Here is a 17,571-nt window from a genome sequence, read left to right on the forward strand (position 1 = left end):
TATGATATTATCATAGTAAGATATATTCAGTAGGTGATTTTAATGGATTGTAAAAGTGATAAAATTTTATTTCATGTTGATACTGTAAAAATGATAAAATCTATATTAGAAGAAATAAAGATTTTATCACAAGATAAACCCGTTATGGATAAATTAGAAGAAATTAATTGTATCCTAGAAAATAATAATATTATCTATAATGAAAATGCGTCTAAAGATGAGGAAGAAAAACTTCTTGATTTGATTTATAATAAGATGAAGTCCACGAAAGACAAGGATCTAAATGTGAAACTATATATGCTTTATAGAAAGTTAGAGGACGAAAAAATAAGTAATGAAGAAGCTAGAAGGTTATATGAAGTTTATATAAAGACTGAATACAATGATAGATACATTTAAATTTAGGAGGGAGGAATTATAAAGTTAGATAACTTTATAATAAGACATGACAGTAAGAAAAATACTACATTTTACAGATGAGGAATTACATAAGCCTTGTGATAGGATAAAAGAAATAAACGAAGAGGTATTTCAATTAGCAGAAGACCTAAAAGATACTCTATATTCTACAGACGGAGTAGGCCTTGCAGCACCTCAGATAGGTGTCTTAAAAAGAATGATTTTAGTAGATTTAAGAAATGGGATGGATCCAATTATTCTTATAAATCCTAAAATAACATCTCAGAGTGGTAAAGAGACATCTATAGAAGGATGTTTAAGCTATCCTGGATATGCAGGGGAAGTTATGAGACCAAAAGCTATTAAAGTATTTGGTATTAATCTTAAAGGTGAAAAGGTAAACATTAAGGCGGATGGATTCCTGGCAAGATGTTTCTGTCACGAAATAGACCACCTAGATGGAGTTGTATATACAGATAGAACTAGATATATATACGAAGAAGAGAGTTCAGAGGAATAATTTTATAAACTTAAATATTATAAGAGTATAGAAGGATAATTTAAATTTATCTTCTATACTCTTTATTTTATACAAAAAAATATTGACATTAACATTTAAAGTATATTATATTTAAAATCTAAAATTAATAATTTTAATCTAATATTAATAGTAAATTATGAACAATGGTGGTGATGTATATAAAAAGATATATATTTCATGTACATACTGAATATTCACAGGATAGTGACATGAGAATAGAAAAAATATATAAAAAGTTAAAGAAAAATAATATAGATGGTATTGCTATAACGGACCATAACTCTATTAAAGGAGCAATTAAATTTAAAGAAAAGTATGGCAAGGAAATTGATGTAGTAATTGGGGAAGAAATAATGACAACTAATGGAGAAATAATAGGATTATTCTTAGAAGAGGAAATTCCTAAGGGTTTATCTCCAATGGAGACAATTAAAAGGATAAAAGAGCAGGATGGAATTGTATACATACCTCATCCCTTCGATGATAAAAGGAAAAAAACTTGCTTAGATGAAAAATTTATAAATGAATTGCAAGATAATATAGATGTTATAGAAGTATTTAATGGTAGATGTATACAAAATTCATATAATGAAAAAGCTGATTGTTTAGCAAGAGAACTAAATAAGAGAGGCATAGTTGGTAGCGATGCACATAGTTATTATGAAGTCCAGTTTAATTATGTGGAATTTAGAAATAAAATCACTAGAAATAATATATTAGAAGAGCTTAAACATTTTAAAATATTACAAAAAAGAAATAATAAAATTATACATTATTATACAATGTACATTAAGATAAAGAAATTAATAAAGGATGGTAAACTGGATGAAGCATTTAACTTTATCTATAGAGGATGTAAAAAGAGATTTAAAGCGTTTAGAAAAGTATATAGAAAGTAATGGATTTCAACCTAGTTGTATAGTTTATATAAAAAATGGTGGATATTTAGTAGGAAAAGAAATGGGAAATTACTTTAAGGTTCCAGTTAACGGAATAAAGATTTCAAGAAGGGGTAATGGTTTAAAAACAAAGATAAAATTCTTATTTAGAATAATTCCAAGTTTCTTAAAAAACTTCTTAAGAGAATTAGAAATAAAATTACAGGTACATAAAATACATAATAAAAGGGTAGTAACACAAATAGATGGAAATTTAGTTCAAGGATTAAATGTGTTATTAGTGGATGACTCTATTGATACTGGAAATTCAATAGTGTCTGCCATAAGATTTATAAAAGAGAATTACGGGGAAAGTTTGAAAATTCAAGTTGCAGCATTAAACAAGTTTAATATGAGTGATGAAAAAGTGACTACGAATTATTATATATATAAGGATACTATAATTACTTATCCTTGGTCAAAGGACTCTAGGGAATATAAAAAATTCATAAACATGTACACTAGAAACATTTAATAATAGCAATATAAAGGGCATAAAGATTAGCTATTAATTATTTTTTAAGTAGGATGTTAATAAGGAGTAGTGAATATGGCTATAAAGATTAGTATTGTAGTTGCTGCATATAATGTGGAAACTTATATAGAAAGATGTTTAATGAGTTTAAAGAATCAAACCTTTAAGGAGATTGAGGTCATAGTAATTAATGATGGATCAACAGATAATACTTTGGCAATTGCAAAAAACTTTGAAAAAGATGATAGAAGGTTTAGGGTAATATCTCAGAAAAATTTAGGGCTTAGTTCTGCACGAAACTTAGGCATAAAAAATGCTAGAGGTAAATATATAGCTTTTATGGATGCAGATGACTTTGCCGATTATAAAATGTATGAACTTCTTTATAGAGAAATAGAAAAAGGGAAATCTGATTTAGCTATATGTTCTTTTTATAAAGTATGGGAAAGAAAAAATAGTGGTGAAATTGAGAGTAAGAAAATAAAACTAAATACTAATATATTAAGAGGAGATATAGTACAGAATTTTTTATGTAAGCATTATGAAGCTTTTGTTGTTGCATGGAATAAATTATATAAGTTGAAAATTATAAAGAATAACAATATATATTTTAAAAATAAGGCTTTTTTTGAGGATTTAGGTTTTATGCCTAGATATTTATACTATTGTAATAGTATAACATGGATAGAGGATCAACTTTATTACTATGTTCAAAGAGAAGGGTCTATTACGCAAAGTTATAATCCTATAATTAGGAAATCTCTTAGTGATACATATAAGTTATTGATTGATTTCTTTAAAGAAGAGGAATCGTATTTAAAAGGCGTTGAACTTTTGAAGGTTAGGATGGAGATATATAATTATAACTATTGTTTGAAGACAGATAGACAGGCTAATTTTAAACCTAAATTTTCTTATAATAATTTAAGTTTACCTTTAAAACATAATATAGCATTACTTTTAATAAAATTAAATCCTAAACTATATAAAAAGATAGGGAAGAGTATACTTAAAGTTATTTAAACATTTTTTAAGAAATGAGGATATTAGAAATGTTAATAGAAAGTATATTATTAGTAAGTATTTTTTCAATATTTTTAGTAAAAAAGGTTTATGTATTATTTTTCAGTGCTTTTATAATATATAATTTTTTCATTTTTAAACACAATAAATATATTAACAATATACATAGTTTTATTTCTTTGAAAAAAGGTGAAAAGTTCCATAATTGGCAAAAATGGTGTTTAGGGTTCTTAATATGGGCCATAATTAATTATCTTATGAACTTTTCCGGTGAAAACATGGTATTAATTCAAAAGCTAATAGTAAATTTATTATTTTTAATAAGTTGTGGGATTTATGCTACCAATAAACAAAATGACAAGTTATATTTAAGGATAAAATACTTGTTAAGAATAATTATTATATGCAATTTGATACAAATATTGTATATATATTTTTCAACTAACACATCGATTTTACATTTCTTAGAAGTTAATAGTTCATCTGATGCATATAAAATTTTTAGAGATAGATATATATTTATCGGGCATGATAATAAAAATATATGGGCTACCAAGCTGGTATTTATACAGTGTATATATATGTATTTTTATTATGAAAGGCATAAACTAAAAGAAAATATCTTTATGTTCATATCAATTTTAAATATTGTTTTATTGCTTTCAAGGACTGCTCAATTAGCTTTTGGTTTTTGTATATTTTATGTGATATATGATATATATATAAACTTAAAAAAACACATTAAAATATCTATTTTTATACCAAGTATAGTTATAAGTGCATTATTAATTTGCTTCATAATTTATAAATTTTTTCATATAAAATTTAACATGGAAGATGGAGGTTTCACTAGAATAATAATGTGGAGAACCTTTATAAAGAATTTTTTACATGAAAATTTTATATTTGGATATGGTATAGGAAAAACAAAAGAGTTTTTAATTAAATATGGTTCAGTTCATGTAAACACTAATATGCATAATTTTATTTTGAATATATCTTTAGAGTTTGGGATTCTAGGCTTGGGCTTATATTTAATGTGGCTATTAGGTATATTAAAAAGTTTTTTATATAAATCTTGCAATAAAATAAAGACTATTTTGGTTATAATAATACCGTTTATTGTTATTATATCTTTACAATATTTAGGATATGATAATGATCTTGTACTTTTTTTAGGTATTGTATATATTTTAAAAAATAAAGCATACAATTTCGATAAAAAACTAACTTAGGAAGTGAAAACTTTGAAAAATTTATTTTTAGTATATACACCATATCATTTGATTTTAGCTACAACTATAGTCATAGGTCAAAATTGTGAGGAACAGAACGACTTAATTATAATGAATACATTTGATACTAATAAATTAGATTTAAATAGTATAAATTTCATATTTAATAGGGTAGTTATTGTAGACAAAAAAAACAATTTAGAAAGTTTTGTGGAAAAGATTAAAAATAATCTTTTAGTAATTAATCAAATAAAAGTTTGTATAAAAGAAACTAAGTATAATTATGTTTATTTATGTCATGATGATACCCCCATTGATCAAAAGACAATAGATATATGTTTAAGAAATAATAGCCAATGTAAATTTATATATTTGGAAGATGGATCTTTTTGTTACTGTGATTATGAAACTATAAAACCTAAGGGTAAAATACAACAATCTATTAAAGAAGTTATATGTAAAACAGTTTTTGGAATAAAAGACGCTTATGAATTTATTGAGATTCTTGGAACACACAGTAAATTAGACCACTTAAGACTTTTATGGCCTGAGTTTGCAAGAAAAGAATTAAAAAGTAAACCTATACATGAGATAGAAAGGGAATTGCTTTTAAGTAGTATAAATAAGGTTTATAGTAATAAGTTTAATGATGTACATATTAAGAATAATTCAATTATTATTTTGTTAGAATTATTTGATGCGAGAGTTATGGATTTTAACAAATATAGTGATCTTATATACAATATAGTAAATTATAGTAAGATGGCTAATATCAATGTTTACATTAAGTATCACCCTAGGGAAGTTAATAGATACATGGATTATATAAAAAAAGAAGAATATATAATTTTTCTAGATAAAGATGCACCAGCAGAGGTGTTATGTAGCAAGGCATTAGATAAAAAAGTTTATATTATTTCTTTAAAATCCACATCATTATATACCTTAATTAAAATGAGCAATAACATAAAAATTATATCACTAATTAATGTCTTAGGTTTTAAAGATAATAATTTCACAGTGTTTTTTAATAAATTAGGAATGATTATGCCTTCAAGTTTTGAAGAGCTATGTGAAGATTTGAATGATTTAGGTAATCAGAAGTTTTAAAAGAAATTAAGAAGTAAGGGGAATGATTTATGAAAAAACCAGATATTCAAATAAACAATAGAAGAATTGGGGAAGAATATAAGCCTTTAGTTATTGCAGAGATAGGAATTAACCATGAAGGTAGCTTAGAGATTGCAAAAGAGATGGTAGATGCTGCATATGGTGCAGGGGCTGAAATCATTAAGCATCAAACTCATGTTATAGATGATGAGATGAGTAGTGAAGCAAGAAAAGTGATTCCGGGAAACACTAATGTATCTATTTACGATGTAATGGAAAGATGTGCATTAAATGAAGCTGATGAAATAGAATTAAAAGAATATGTAGAGTCTAAAGGTATGGTTTATTTGAGCACTCCTTTTTCAAGGGCTGCAGCAGATAGGTTAGAGCGAATGGGAGTAGTAGCTTATAAAATTGGCTCAGGGGAATGTAATAATTATCCTTTAGTAGAGCATATAGCAGCATTTGGTAAACCTATGATAGTTTCAACAGGTATGAATGATATTCAAAGCATTAAAAAAACAGTAGAAATTCTAGAAAAATACAAGGTTCAATATGCTTTGTTACATTGTACAAATTTATATCCTACTCCTGCAAGTTTGGTTAGATTGGGAGCTATGCAAGAACTTAAAGACAATTTTCCTAATGCAGTTATTGGATTATCGGATCATACTATTAATAATAATGCTTGTCTAGGTGCAACTGCATTAGGGGCATCAATATTAGAGAGACATTTTACGGATTCTAAAGAAAGAAAAGGACCAGATATTTTATGCTCTATGGATACAGCTGAATTAAAAGAATTAATTAAGGGAAGTAGTGAGATTTTTGAAATGAGAGGTGGAATTAAAAAGGCTGCTATAGAAGAGCAAGTAACAATTGACTTTGCATTTGCAACAGTTGTGGCAATTAAGGATATAAAGTCTGGAGATCCTCTTACAAAAGAAAATATTTGGGTAAAGAGACCTGGTACAGGTGAAATAAAGGCAGAACAATTTAATTCATTATTAGGGAAAAAAGCTAAGAATAATATTTTAAATGATAGCCATCTAAAATGGAGTGATATAGAATAATGGTTCTTAAATAGAATATAACAACACCAGATATTTTTAGATGGTGTAGCATTATATACTATACTAGACAAATGAAAAGATACTACATAGGGAGGTTTTTAATGAAAAAAATAGTCTTTCTTACAGGTACTAGAGCTGATTATGGGAAAATAAAATCATTGATGAATAAAGTTGAAAGCAGTGAGAAATTTGAGTTACATATATTTGCTACGGGAATGCATATGTTATCAAGATATGGCTCTACTTGGATAGAAATAGAAAAGGATGGTTTTAAAAACATATATAAGTTTATAAATCAACAAAGAAATTGTCATATGGACATGGCATTAAGTAATACAATTTTAGGATTTAGTAATTATGTATGCGAATTAAAACCAGATATGATTGTTATACATGGGGATAGATTAGAGGCTCTAGCTGGTGCAATAGTTGGAGCGTTTAATAATATAAAAGTAGTACATATAGAAGGTGGAGAGGTATCCGGAACTATAGATGAATCTATAAGACATGCTATAACTAAGTTTTGTCATATTCATTTAGTAAGCAATGAAGAAGCTAAAGGGAGAATAGTCCAAATGGGAGAAGAAGAGAAGAATATATTTATTATAGGTTCTCCAGATGTGGATATAATGGCTTCAAAAAACTTACCTACAATAACAGAAACTAAGAATAGATATGATATAGGTTTTAATAGGTATGCTATATTGATATATCATCCAGTTACCACTGAAATAGATAAAATAAGAAAAAATGTTAAAGCTTTAGTAGATGCTCTTATAGAGTCTAGAAAAAACTATGTTGTCATATACCCTAATAATGATGAAGGAAGTTCTGAAATTTTTAATGAGTATAAAAGATTAATAAACAATGATAATTTTAAGATATTTCCATCTATTCGATTTGAATACTTTTTAACTTTATTAAAGCATAGTGAGTTTATAATAGGAAACTCTAGTGCAGGAATAAGGGAAAGTGGAGTATACGGTATAACATCTATAGATCTTGGAAATAGGCAACAGGGAAGATATGATATATATAAGATGAATAATATAATACATGTGGATGAGGATAAGAAACATATTTTAGAAGCTATAAAATTAGCAGAAATAAAGGAAAAAAGTTATACAAAAACATTTGGACACGGAAATAGCGATGAAAAGTTTTTAGAAATTCTAGAAGATGATTATATTTGGAATTTAAACATTCAAAAAAAATTTATTGATATATTGCATTAGGAGAGAAAATATGTACTATAATAAAACGTTTTTAGCTATAATACCTGCCAGAGGTGGGAGTAAGGGGATTTATAAAAAAAATATAGTTAAAATAAAAGGAAAGCCACTTATTCAATATACAATTGATGAAGCTAAGAAATCAAAGTATTTAGATAGAGTTATTGTATCAACGGAGGATGAAGAAATTTCACGAATTTCAAGGACAATTGGTGCAGAGGTTCCCTTTTTAAGGCCTAAATACTTAGCACAGGATAAATCCAAGGTTATAGATTCCATAATATATACTATAAATAAATTTGAAGAAAATGGATTTAAGTATGATTATGTAGTTTTATTGCAACCGACACAACCACTAAGATTAGCTTATCACATAGATGAAGCCATAGAGAAAATTGTTAAAAAAAATGAAGATAGTTTAGTTAGTATTTCAGAAGTTAAGGAGCATCCTATTTTAATGAGAACCTTAGATGAAAATGAAAGAACTATAAGTTTGTTAAATGTAAACAGCACAGTTAGAAGACAAGAATTTCCTAAGATGTATAAGGTTAATGGAGCTATATATATAAATAAGATAAATAGCAATTTGAATAAGGATACTAGTATGAATGATAATATATTAGCTTATATTATGGAAAAAGAATACGATTTAGATATTGATGATGCAATAGATTTACAGATGTTTAAATTGAATTTGGAGAAATAAAATGAGTATAAAGGGGATTTTTCACAGGGCTTTTAAACTAGATTTTTTAAAACATGGATTTAATTATATAATAGCAAATTTCTTTTCAAAAGGGTTAGTATTTTTAATGATACCTGTATTTACTCGTATATTAACTCCAAGTGAATATGGAACTTACTCTATCTATGTAACAATAGTTAGTATTTTTAGTATTTTAATATCTTTAAATATTCCTGCAGCTATAAAACAAAGTTACTTAAAGAGAGAAAAGGAATTTTCAGCGATACTTGGAACAAACTTAATATTCATAGTTCTTACTACACTTCCAATAGCTATAGTATATTTTATATTTAGTAATGAAATTAGTGATTTTTTTAAAGTTCCTGCTAAAGTTTTTAAACTCTCTATAGTAGTTTGTATATTTTTAATGTTTTATAATATATACATCTATTATTTAGAAGCTAAACAAGAAAGTTTTAAATTTTTGAAAATATCTTGTTCTAATAAAATAATAGAGACTAGCTTATGTATATCTTTTCTTTTTTTAATTAGTAGTAATAAGTATTATTCAGCTATATATGGGCAGATAATAGCTATTAGTATATTTGCTGTTATTTGTTTATACAAGCTTATAAAAATTGCAGATTTTAAATTTGATTTAGGGTATTTAAAGTATAGTCTAGATTATTCAATACCATTAATTCCTCATAATTTATCAAATTTTATTTTAGCGCAATTTGATAAAATAATATTAAATCAAATTTTAGGAGCACATTCTACAGGTGTATATTCCTTTGCTTATAATATAAGCATGATAATTACAGTTATAATAAATTCGTTGAATTCATCATGGGTCCCTATTTTTTTTGAAAACTACAGAAATAAAAAATATTTGTATCTACAAGATTTATCTAAAAGGTTTTTTAAAATTATATGCTTATGTTGTACTATAATAATTCTATTTTCAAAGGAAATTACTATGATTGTATCAACAGAGCAGTATTATAAAGGAATTAATATAATTCCTATTATTATATTAGGAAACTTAATGATATTTTTTTATGTGTTATATGCAAATTATGCATTTTATTATAACAATACATATATGATTTCAATAAATACTTTTATAGCTGGAATTATTAATATCATTCTTAATTATATATTTATACCTAAATGGAGTTATTTAGCAGCAGCATATACTACATTGTTCTCTTATATAGTTTTGTTTTTATTACATTATATAAATTCTAAATATATATTAAAGGCAAAAGTAATACCTCTAAGCATATTTAAATTTGATTTGATAAAATTTATATGTGTAATTAGTGTGTACTTTATAATTACACATATAATTGATAATACAATTATTTTAATTATGATAAAATCAGTTATTATAGCTGTATTAATAGTTATAGAGATACATAAGCAAATAATTTTCATATGATTTAAGGGGTTTGGTTTTAGATAGTGTTTTTATAACTTTCTAGGACCAGGCTTTTTTATTTTTTAAGATGATAATTTAATAAATATACTATTATTCCCATTGGATTTTCAAATTTTACTTCTAGCATCAATAATCATTGTTAATTATAAATTTCAATTTATTTAGTAATATAAAATATATTTTAAAATAAGTTAAAGATAATTTTAAAAATAAAGAATAATTAAATAACAACTATCTTATCAGTTGAAAGCAGTTTTCTATTATGATAAAATTGTATCATAGTAATAGTTTCACTATGACTTTGTGGAATTCTATTAAGGAGGGTATATTATGACTTATAAGGAGCTAAAAGAGAATATATATTGGGTTGGCGTGGAAGATCCTAAACTAAGAGTTTTTGATATAATAATGGAAACTAAAAGAGGGACAACCTATAATTCTTATTTGATTAATGATGAGAAAATTGCTGTTATAGATACTGTTAAAGATGGTTTTTTTGAAGAATTTACAAATAATATAAAAGGTGTAATTGGAGATAGAAAAGTCGATTATATAATAGTGCAGCACACAGAATTAGATCATAGTGGTTCTTTAAAAAGATTATTAGAAGTTTATCCAGAAGCAGTAGTAGTGGGTTCAAAAGCTGCTATAAACTATTTAAAAAATATAGTAAATAAGGAATTTGAATTTAAATATGCGGAAGGTGAACTAAACTTAGGAGAGCATACATTACAATTTATTTCTGCACCTAATTTACACTGGCCAGATACTATATTTACTTATGTTGAGAAAAAGAAAATAATATTTACTTGTGATGTAATGGGATGTCACTATTGCCCTAAAAACTGTATAACAGATCAATGCTCTGGGGATTATTGCGAAGAAATGAAATATTATTTCGATGTTATAATGGGACCATTTAAAAAGTTCGTTAACCTTGCATTTGATAAAATTGATAAATTAGAATTTGATATAGTAGCTCCAAGTCATGGACCGATTCATATAGAAGACTTAAAGGAATATAAAAACTTATACAGAGAATGGGCAAAAATCGAAGAAATAATAGAGAAAAATGTGCAAATTTTCTATATTTCTGCTTATGGGAACACAGAGGAAATGGCAAAATATATATGCGAAACTATTAACAAAAAAGGAATAAGGGCAGAAACTCATGAGATAACATCTACATCTCAAGAAGAACTATCTTCTTTAATTAAAGGTGCATCTGGTATATTGGTAGGTTCTCCTACAATAAATCAAGATGCTGTGAAACCTGCTTGGGACCTAATATCTTCTATATGCCCAATTGCTAACAGAGGAAAGGCGGCGGCAGCTTTTGGATCTTTTGGATGGAGTGGAGAAGGTGTAGGTATGATTACAGATAGATTAAAGGGGCTTAAATTTAAGGTTGTAGAACCTGGATTAAGATTTAAATTTGTTCCGGATACTGAAAAATATAAAGAAGCAGATGAATTTATAGAAAAATATCTAGAATTGTTATAATTTTTATAAATATGGTTTAAAACTAAGTCAAAAATAGTATAATATAATTATAGACATATAGGGGAGTTTAATACTCCCCTAATTTGTAATTAGTGACTTATAGATAAATAAACTATAATTCTGGAGGAAAATAATGAAGAGTAAAATAATAGACTACTTAAATGACAATGACTTAGATGATATTAAAGAGATAAAAGTATCTGAAAAAGATGTTTTTGTTCTAAAACTTAATTATTATTTTGATTCCTTAGAAATAGAAGGTGCAAACTCTTATGCGAAAGATGAATGTGAAGAAGGAGAAGAAAGTATAGAGTTTTATGAAGATTTTATACTTCCTTACCTAAGCGATTCTGCTGTAGATAATGTAGAGGATATAGTGAGAGATGTGTGTGAGGAATTAGACCTAGAATATCAATTAATTAGTTTTGATATAGATGTTGAGGAAAGTGAATACAATACATTTATAATTGCTTTTTATGAAAGAGATAAAGAATTTGATCTTGAAGACTATATAACGGAAATAATATAAATTTTTAATTACCCAAATTAAAATATTGAAACATGAAAAATATATGATATAATAATATAAAGGCCTGAGATGATCGAGTAACTTATAATGTTCAACCGACATAAGATACAAGGGATTCTCAACAATCTTTTATATGCCAGGCTTCATTTTAGGATTAAGTCCGCAGAAGAAGGCAGAAGAAAGATGAGAGAAACCCACCTGCGAGACGGCGGGTATTGAACATATAAGGGTACGACATTTCGGGTTATACATATGAGTATATTTTTATAGTTATAAAATGCTATAAGCTATATATAGAATAAGGTTGTACCATTATGGTACAACCTTATTTTTTAAGCTGCAAGACTAGAAGTCTTTATGATATTCTTTAATTTCAGTTTTTGATATTGGGAAATATACTTGTCCAATTTTTTACTTAATTTTAGTATTATAAAATTATTAGTTGATATAAAGTTAAGTAAAAAATTTAACATTCTTTTGTAAAAATTAATTCTTACTTCTAACGAGATAATACGACTATTCATTTAAATGACCCCTCTCTGAATAAAAAAATAAAATAAAATAATGAATAATAAACAATAAATACAAATATATATATTAAACTATATAAGAAAATCTTTATAAATACATTCTACCAAAAATAAATGTATTTGTTAAATTTTTTCATTATCTATTTTTCTCCATATTTTGATAAAGTTTAACACTTTTAGTGTAAAAAAAATCAAAAATGATAGTTTTAAAATTTTTGGAAATAGGTATAAGTGTTGAAAAAAGTACATTGGAATAAAATGTAAGTGTCGAAATGATTTTTTAAATTCATTATTCATAATCATTTAACAAAAAACTTCTTATTTTCTGAAAAATTTGTTTGAAATTTTATGAAATATCTAGTAAAATGGCTATAGAGTTAAAATTTAAGGGGGGCTAAGTAATGGCTGAAAATTTAAATCTTAAAGACTTAGAAAAAAAAGTTGAGTTAGCTTGGGACAAGTACACAAAGGAAGAACTAGAGAACGTTCAATCATTATCATCAAGATACATAGATTTTATGTCTCTATGTAAAACTGAAAGAGAGTGCGTTGATGAGTTCATAGCCCTAGCTGAAAAGAAAGGTTACAAAAACCTTGAAACTTTAGTTAAAGAAGGAACTAAATTAAATGCTGGAGATAAAGTTTATGCTAACTGCATGGGAAAAAGTTTAGTTCTATTTGTAATAGGTTCTGAACCAATTGAAAAAGGTTTAAGAATATTAGGTGCTCACGTTGACGCTCCAAGAATAGACTTAAAACAAAACCCATTATATGAAGATTCAGATATGGCATTCTTAAAGACTCATTATTATGGTGGAATTAAAAAATACCAATGGGTAACTATACCACTTGCAATTCACGGAGTATTTGCAAAGAAAGATGGAACAGTTGTTAAAGTTGTAATTGGTGAAGACGAGAATGAGCCAGTAATAGGAATTTCTGATTTATTAATTCACTTATCTGCAGATCAAATGCAAAAAACTTTAGCTAAAGGTATAGAAGGTGAAGATTTAAATGTATGTATCGGTTCTATGCCTGTAGAAGACAAAGAAGCTAAAAATAGAGTTAAATTAAATGTATTAAGACTATTAAATGAAAAATATGGAGTTACTGAAGATGACTTTATATCAGCTGAATTAGAAGTTGTTCCAGCAGGAAGAGCTAGACATTATGGTCTTGATAATTCAATGGTTATGGCATATGGTCATGACGATAGAGTATGTTCTTATACTTCATTTGAAGCTATGTTAGAAGTAGAAAGCACTGACAAGACTTGTGTTACATTACTTGTTGATAAAGAAGAAGTTGGAAGCATTGGAGCTACAGGAATGCAATCTAAATTCTTTGAAAATGCATTAGCTGAAGTTATTAACTTAAAAGAAGATTACAGTGATTTTAAATTAAGAAGATCACTTGCAAACTCAAAAATGTTATCTTCAGACGTTAGTGCTGCATACGATCCTACTTTTGCAAGTGCTTATGAAAAGAAAAACTCTGCTTTCTTTGGTAGAGGTATAGTATTCAATAAGTATACTGGTGCAAGAGGAAAAGGCGGATGTAACGATGCTAATGCTGAATACTTAGCACAATTAAGAGATATGTTAGATAAAAACAATGTTTCATGGCAAACAGCAGAACTTGGTAAAGTAGATCAAGGTGGTGGAGGAACTATAGCTTACATCCTAGCACAATATGGAATGGAAGTTATAGACTCTGGTGTAGCATTACACAATATGCATGCTCCATACGAAGTAGCAAGCAAAGCTGATATATATGAAGCTTACAGAGCTTATAAAGTATTCTTAAAAGAAGCTTAATATAAATTTATATACCAAAAGACCTTCTAGTTTAAAGAAGGTCTTTTGTATTTTTGTTTTATTTATATATAATATATTATATATTTAACGCTTGAAGGAATCTATCTAAAGGTTCAGAATTTAAGGTACACTGACCTAAATCACCATGTTTTTTATCACCGTCTATGCCATGATAGTCTGAACCAGCAGTATAAATTAAATTATTTTCCCTGCATATATCAATATACAGCTCTAAATCACCACCTTTATTTAATGGATAGTCAGCTTCAATTCCCTCTATGTCAAGAGATAAGAAGGAATTTAAAGGAGTTTTCTTTATTAGGACAGGATGAGCTAAAATTCTTAAGGCATTATATTTTTTTAGAATTTTTAATCCTTTCTCTAAAGATACACTGTTATTAGGAACATATGCTGGACTCTCCTTGCTTAAATACAAATCAAATATACGAGAGAAATTCTTATCATAACCTAAGTCTTGTATTGCTTTTGCTATATGGGGTCTTGCAAGGGTACCCTTTGAGTTTTTTATAAGGTTATCAAAATTTATATCTATATTAAAATGTACTTTTAATCCCTCTACAATTTTTTTTCCTCTTTCATATCTTTCTTGCTTTATATATTCTAAGAAATATAAGAAGTCATTATCTAAAAAAGAATCATCTTTAAAGTATCCTAAAAGGTGAATACTCTCATTGTTAAATTTAGTAGTAAGTTCAATTCCCGGTATTACTTTTATATTGTATTTTGACTGAAGAGATAGTGCTGTTTTTACAGAATTTACTGTATCATGGTCAGTAATGCTAATTATATCAAGGCGAGATTTTTTTGCTTTTTTTATTAATTTCTCAACCTCTAATGCACCATCAGAGGCAGTAGTATGCATGTGTAAATCCGCTCTAATCATTATAAACACCTCTTTTAAATAAGTCTAAAATTTAGTATTGAAAATAAAAATACTTATAATGTGACATAGGTTGTAATTTAAAACATAATGTGACATAATTTATTATATCATATATAAATTAAAATTATTAATTAGTAAAACTTTTCGTGATTAAATATAGGGGGATACAATGTACTTAATAGTTGATAATTATGATTCTTTTGTCCATAACTTAGTTATGTATTTTAAGGAATTGGGAGAAGAAATTCAAATATATAGAAATGATGAAATAGACATAAAAACAATAGAAGATATAAATCCAGAAGGAATAATAATTTCTCCAGGTCCAAAAGAGCCTTCAAAGTCTGGGAATTCTCTAGCTATAATAAATAGGTTTAAGGGAGATATTCCAATACTAGGCGTATGCTTAGGGCATCAGAGTATAGCATATAACTTTGGAGGTAGGATAATAAAAGGGGAATATCCTGTTCATGGTAAGGTATCATCAATTACTCATAAGGGCATAGGGGTTTTTAAAAATTTAAAATCACCTTTAAAAGTCACTCGATATCATTCTCTTATAGTAGATAAAGAGAGCATAAATAATGACTTTATAATTACAGCAATGACAGAGGACGGAGTTGTTATGGGTATTAGACATAAGGAATATTTTATAGAGGGTGTTCAATTTCATCCAGAGGCCCTTTTAACAGAACTTGGTCATAATATGTTAAAAAATTTTATTGAAGAGAGCAAAGAATATATTAGGAATAAGGGGGATAACTAAGTGATACTTAAAGAAATAACTACCAGTCACACCCTATACGAAATATATAGTATTTTTAAAGAAGAGGAGGGAAGTGCTTTCTTAGATAGTTCACTTCAAGACTCAAGTCTCTCTGAATATTCCTTTATAGGGTTAAATCCTTTTATAAAAATTATAGGAAAAAAAGATGCTATCTTAGTGAATAACGAGGAGAGTAAAGAGGATATATTTACACTTTTAAAGAATATAACTAAGAAATATAAAATAAATAATGAAACAGAGCTTCCTTTTTTATCTGGTGGTATAGGATACTTTTCTTACGATTTCGGAAGAACTTTAGAGAAATTTGAAAGTACTGCTATAGAAGATGTAGAAGTTCCTCTTTTCATGTTTAATTTTTATGATAATATAATAATTTCTGATCATAAAAATAAGAAAATGTATATTTCAGCGCTTGGAGTATTAAAAGAAGAGGAAGAGAGCATAGGAAATATTTGTAAGGCCATAAAGAATTATAATATAGAAGATTTTAGTGTTAATATAAATTATGATTATAATTTAAAAGAGTTTGAGTCTAATTTTTCACAGGATGAATATATAAAAACTGTAGAAAAGGTAAGGGCATATATAGAAGAGGGAGATATTTATATAACTAATTTAACTCAAAGATTTTCGAAAAAGGTTGAAGATTATCCCTATGAGATTTATCGAAAATTAAGGAAGTTGAGTCCTGCACCCTTTTCAGCTTATCTAAATTATGAAGACTTTAAGATTATAAGCTCATCACCAGAAAGGTTTATAAGAATCAAGGATAGATTTATAGAAACTAGACCTATAAAGGGTACAAGACCTAGAGGAAGAGACAGAGCTGAAGATGATAAAAATAAGTTAGAGCTTATGAATAGTGAAAAAGATAAATCTGAACTTTTAATGATTGTGGACCTTGAAAGAAATGATTTAAGCAAAATATGTAAAGAGAAAAGTATTAAGGTTACACAATTATTTGATATAGAAGAATATAGTACAGTTTTTCATTTAGTCTCTACAATTAAAGGAGAAATAAAAGAAGACAAGGATGCTGTAGATTGTATTAATGCTACTTTTCCAGGCGGTTCAATTACCGGTGCTCCTAAAATTAGGTCTATGGAAATTATAGAGGAGTTAGAGGGGCTAAAAAGGAATATATATACAGGTTCTATAGGATATATTGGATTTGATGGAAATGCTGATTTTAATATTGTAATTAGAACAATTTTATATAAGGATAATGTTGCCTATTTTGGAGTAGGTGGGGGCATAACCTATGAATCAGATAAGGACTTTGAATTTGAGGAGACTCTTCATAAGGCAAAAGCTATAATGCAAGCTCTAAGCTAGGAGTGATAACT

Annotated in this window: 17 protein-coding genes and 1 other RNA gene; 17 read left to right on the plus strand and 1 reads right to left on the minus strand. The window is 26.9% G+C overall.

The window, feature by feature from the left end; all coding sequences use genetic code 11:
* Positions 1 to 42: 42 nt before the first annotated feature.
* The 15 genes from FGL08_RS05070 (at position 43) to FGL08_RS05140 (ending at position 14,534) form a co-directional block, all read left to right on the plus strand.
* The gene (locus tag FGL08_RS05070) at positions 43 to 399 is read left to right on the plus strand and encodes a hypothetical protein (protein ID WP_138209746.1); all 357 of its coding nucleotides are present in this window, start codon (positions 43 to 45) and stop codon (positions 397 to 399) included.
* A 46-nt stretch (positions 400 to 445) separates the two neighbouring features.
* Positions 446 to 919, plus strand: a complete 474-nt coding sequence (def, locus tag FGL08_RS05075; RefSeq protein ID WP_138209747.1) for a peptide deformylase — start codon at positions 446 to 448, stop codon at positions 917 to 919.
* A 173-nt stretch (positions 920 to 1,092) separates the two neighbouring features.
* Positions 1,093 to 1,839: a PHP domain-containing protein gene (locus FGL08_RS05080; RefSeq protein ID WP_279232939.1), complete on the plus strand. Its 747-nt coding sequence runs from the start codon at positions 1,093 to 1,095 to the stop codon at positions 1,837 to 1,839.
* Entirely contained in the window at positions 1,766 to 2,353 is a 588-nt protein-coding gene (locus FGL08_RS05085) for a phosphoribosyltransferase (RefSeq protein ID WP_171011981.1), read from the plus strand. Before FGL08_RS05080 ends, FGL08_RS05085 begins: the two co-directional genes overlap by 74 nt.
* Positions 2,354 to 2,428: 75 nt before the next feature.
* Complete coding sequence (locus tag FGL08_RS05090; RefSeq protein ID WP_138209750.1) at positions 2,429 to 3,376, plus strand: glycosyltransferase family 2 protein; 948 nt, start codon at positions 2,429 to 2,431, stop codon at positions 3,374 to 3,376.
* Between the two features lie 626 nt (positions 3,377 to 4,002).
* Positions 4,003 to 4,611: an O-antigen ligase family protein gene (locus FGL08_RS13340; RefSeq protein ID WP_171011982.1), complete on the plus strand. Its 609-nt coding sequence runs from the start codon at positions 4,003 to 4,005 to the stop codon at positions 4,609 to 4,611.
* 12 nt (positions 4,612 to 4,623) lie between these two features.
* Positions 4,624 to 5,721, plus strand: a complete 1,098-nt coding sequence (locus FGL08_RS05100) for a polysialyltransferase family glycosyltransferase (RefSeq protein ID WP_138209752.1) — start codon at positions 4,624 to 4,626, stop codon at positions 5,719 to 5,721.
* Positions 5,722 to 5,750: 29 nt separating this feature from the next.
* Positions 5,751 to 6,794 carry an N-acetylneuraminate synthase family protein gene (locus FGL08_RS05105; protein ID WP_138209753.1) on the plus strand — a complete coding sequence of 348 codons (1,044 nt, stop codon included), beginning with the start codon at positions 5,751 to 5,753 and terminating at the stop codon, positions 6,792 to 6,794.
* 101 nt (positions 6,795 to 6,895) lie between these two features.
* A complete protein-coding gene (gene neuC, locus FGL08_RS05110) occupies positions 6,896 to 8,029 on the plus strand; it encodes a UDP-N-acetylglucosamine 2-epimerase (RefSeq protein ID WP_138209754.1) in 1,134 nt (377 codons plus the stop codon).
* A 10-nt stretch (positions 8,030 to 8,039) separates the two neighbouring features.
* Positions 8,040 to 8,732, plus strand: coding sequence for an acylneuraminate cytidylyltransferase family protein (locus FGL08_RS05115; RefSeq protein ID WP_138209755.1), 693 nt, complete (start codon positions 8,040 to 8,042; stop codon positions 8,730 to 8,732).
* 1 nt (position 8,733) lies between these two features.
* Entirely contained in the window at positions 8,734 to 10,155 is a 1,422-nt protein-coding gene (locus FGL08_RS05120; protein ID WP_138209756.1) for a lipopolysaccharide biosynthesis protein, read from the plus strand.
* Between the two features lie 330 nt (positions 10,156 to 10,485).
* Complete coding sequence (locus FGL08_RS05125) at positions 10,486 to 11,658, plus strand: FprA family A-type flavoprotein (protein WP_138209757.1); 1,173 nt, start codon at positions 10,486 to 10,488, stop codon at positions 11,656 to 11,658.
* A gap of 133 nt (positions 11,659 to 11,791) precedes the next feature.
* The gene (locus FGL08_RS05130) at positions 11,792 to 12,187 is read left to right on the plus strand and encodes a hypothetical protein (protein WP_243117944.1); all 396 of its coding nucleotides are present in this window, start codon (positions 11,792 to 11,794) and stop codon (positions 12,185 to 12,187) included.
* Positions 12,188 to 12,245: 58 nt separating this feature from the next.
* A non-coding RNA gene (ssrS, locus tag FGL08_RS05135) (6S RNA) lies at positions 12,246 to 12,437 on the plus strand.
* Between the two features lie 681 nt (positions 12,438 to 13,118).
* Positions 13,119 to 14,534: an aminopeptidase gene (locus FGL08_RS05140; protein ID WP_138209759.1), complete on the plus strand. Its 1,416-nt coding sequence runs from the start codon at positions 13,119 to 13,121 to the stop codon at positions 14,532 to 14,534.
* A gap of 76 nt (positions 14,535 to 14,610) precedes the next feature.
* Here the strand turns inward: FGL08_RS05140 and FGL08_RS05145 are convergent, their stop codons facing one another.
* Positions 14,611 to 15,438, minus strand: coding sequence for a PHP domain-containing protein (locus tag FGL08_RS05145; RefSeq protein ID WP_138209760.1), 828 nt, complete (start codon positions 15,436 to 15,438; stop codon positions 14,611 to 14,613).
* Positions 15,439 to 15,607: 169 nt separating this feature from the next.
* Between FGL08_RS05145 and FGL08_RS05150 the strand changes: the two genes are divergently transcribed.
* Both FGL08_RS05150 and pabB read left to right on the plus strand, forming a co-directional pair.
* On the plus strand, positions 15,608 to 16,204 hold the full coding sequence (locus FGL08_RS05150) for an anthranilate synthase component II (RefSeq protein WP_138209761.1): 597 nt from the start codon (positions 15,608 to 15,610) through the stop codon (positions 16,202 to 16,204).
* Positions 16,205 to 17,560 (plus strand): aminodeoxychorismate synthase component I, encoded by a 1,356-nt coding sequence (gene pabB / locus FGL08_RS05155; RefSeq protein WP_138209762.1) that lies wholly within the window; start codon positions 16,205 to 16,207, stop codon positions 17,558 to 17,560.
* The last annotated feature ends 11 nt before the right edge of the window (positions 17,561 to 17,571 follow it).

Origin of the sequence: Hathewaya histolytica (assembly GCF_901482605.1) — a bacterium.
Taxonomy (GTDB): Bacteria; Bacillota; Clostridia; order Clostridiales; family Clostridiaceae; genus Hathewaya; species Hathewaya histolytica.

Coding starts and splice junctions, on each gene's coding strand:
- FGL08_RS05090 (WP_138209750.1), top strand. CDS start 2,429: ATGGCTATAAAGATTAGTATTGTAGTTGCTGCATATAATGTGGAAACT.
- FGL08_RS05145 (WP_138209760.1), bottom strand. CDS start 15,438: ATGATTAGAGCGGATTTACACATGCATACTACTGCCTCTGATGGTGCA.
- def (WP_138209747.1), top strand. CDS start 446: ATGACAGTAAGAAAAATACTACATTTTACAGATGAGGAATTACATAAG.
- FGL08_RS05130 (WP_243117944.1), top strand. CDS start 11,792: ATGAAGAGTAAAATAATAGACTACTTAAATGACAATGACTTAGATGAT.
- FGL08_RS05105 (WP_138209753.1), top strand. CDS start 5,751: ATGAAAAAACCAGATATTCAAATAAACAATAGAAGAATTGGGGAAGAA.
- FGL08_RS05085 (WP_171011981.1), top strand. CDS start 1,766: ATGAAGCATTTAACTTTATCTATAGAGGATGTAAAAAGAGATTTAAAG.
- FGL08_RS13340 (WP_171011982.1), top strand. CDS start 4,003: ATGTTCATATCAATTTTAAATATTGTTTTATTGCTTTCAAGGACTGCT.
- neuC (WP_138209754.1), top strand. CDS start 6,896: ATGAAAAAAATAGTCTTTCTTACAGGTACTAGAGCTGATTATGGGAAA.
- FGL08_RS05080 (WP_279232939.1), top strand. CDS start 1,093: ATGTATATAAAAAGATATATATTTCATGTACATACTGAATATTCACAG.
- FGL08_RS05115 (WP_138209755.1), top strand. CDS start 8,040: ATGTACTATAATAAAACGTTTTTAGCTATAATACCTGCCAGAGGTGGG.
- FGL08_RS05140 (WP_138209759.1), top strand. CDS start 13,119: ATGGCTGAAAATTTAAATCTTAAAGACTTAGAAAAAAAAGTTGAGTTA.
- FGL08_RS05150 (WP_138209761.1), top strand. CDS start 15,608: ATGTACTTAATAGTTGATAATTATGATTCTTTTGTCCATAACTTAGTT.
- FGL08_RS05070 (WP_138209746.1), top strand. CDS start 43: ATGGATTGTAAAAGTGATAAAATTTTATTTCATGTTGATACTGTAAAA.
- FGL08_RS05120 (WP_138209756.1), top strand. CDS start 8,734: ATGAGTATAAAGGGGATTTTTCACAGGGCTTTTAAACTAGATTTTTTA.
- FGL08_RS05125 (WP_138209757.1), top strand. CDS start 10,486: ATGACTTATAAGGAGCTAAAAGAGAATATATATTGGGTTGGCGTGGAA.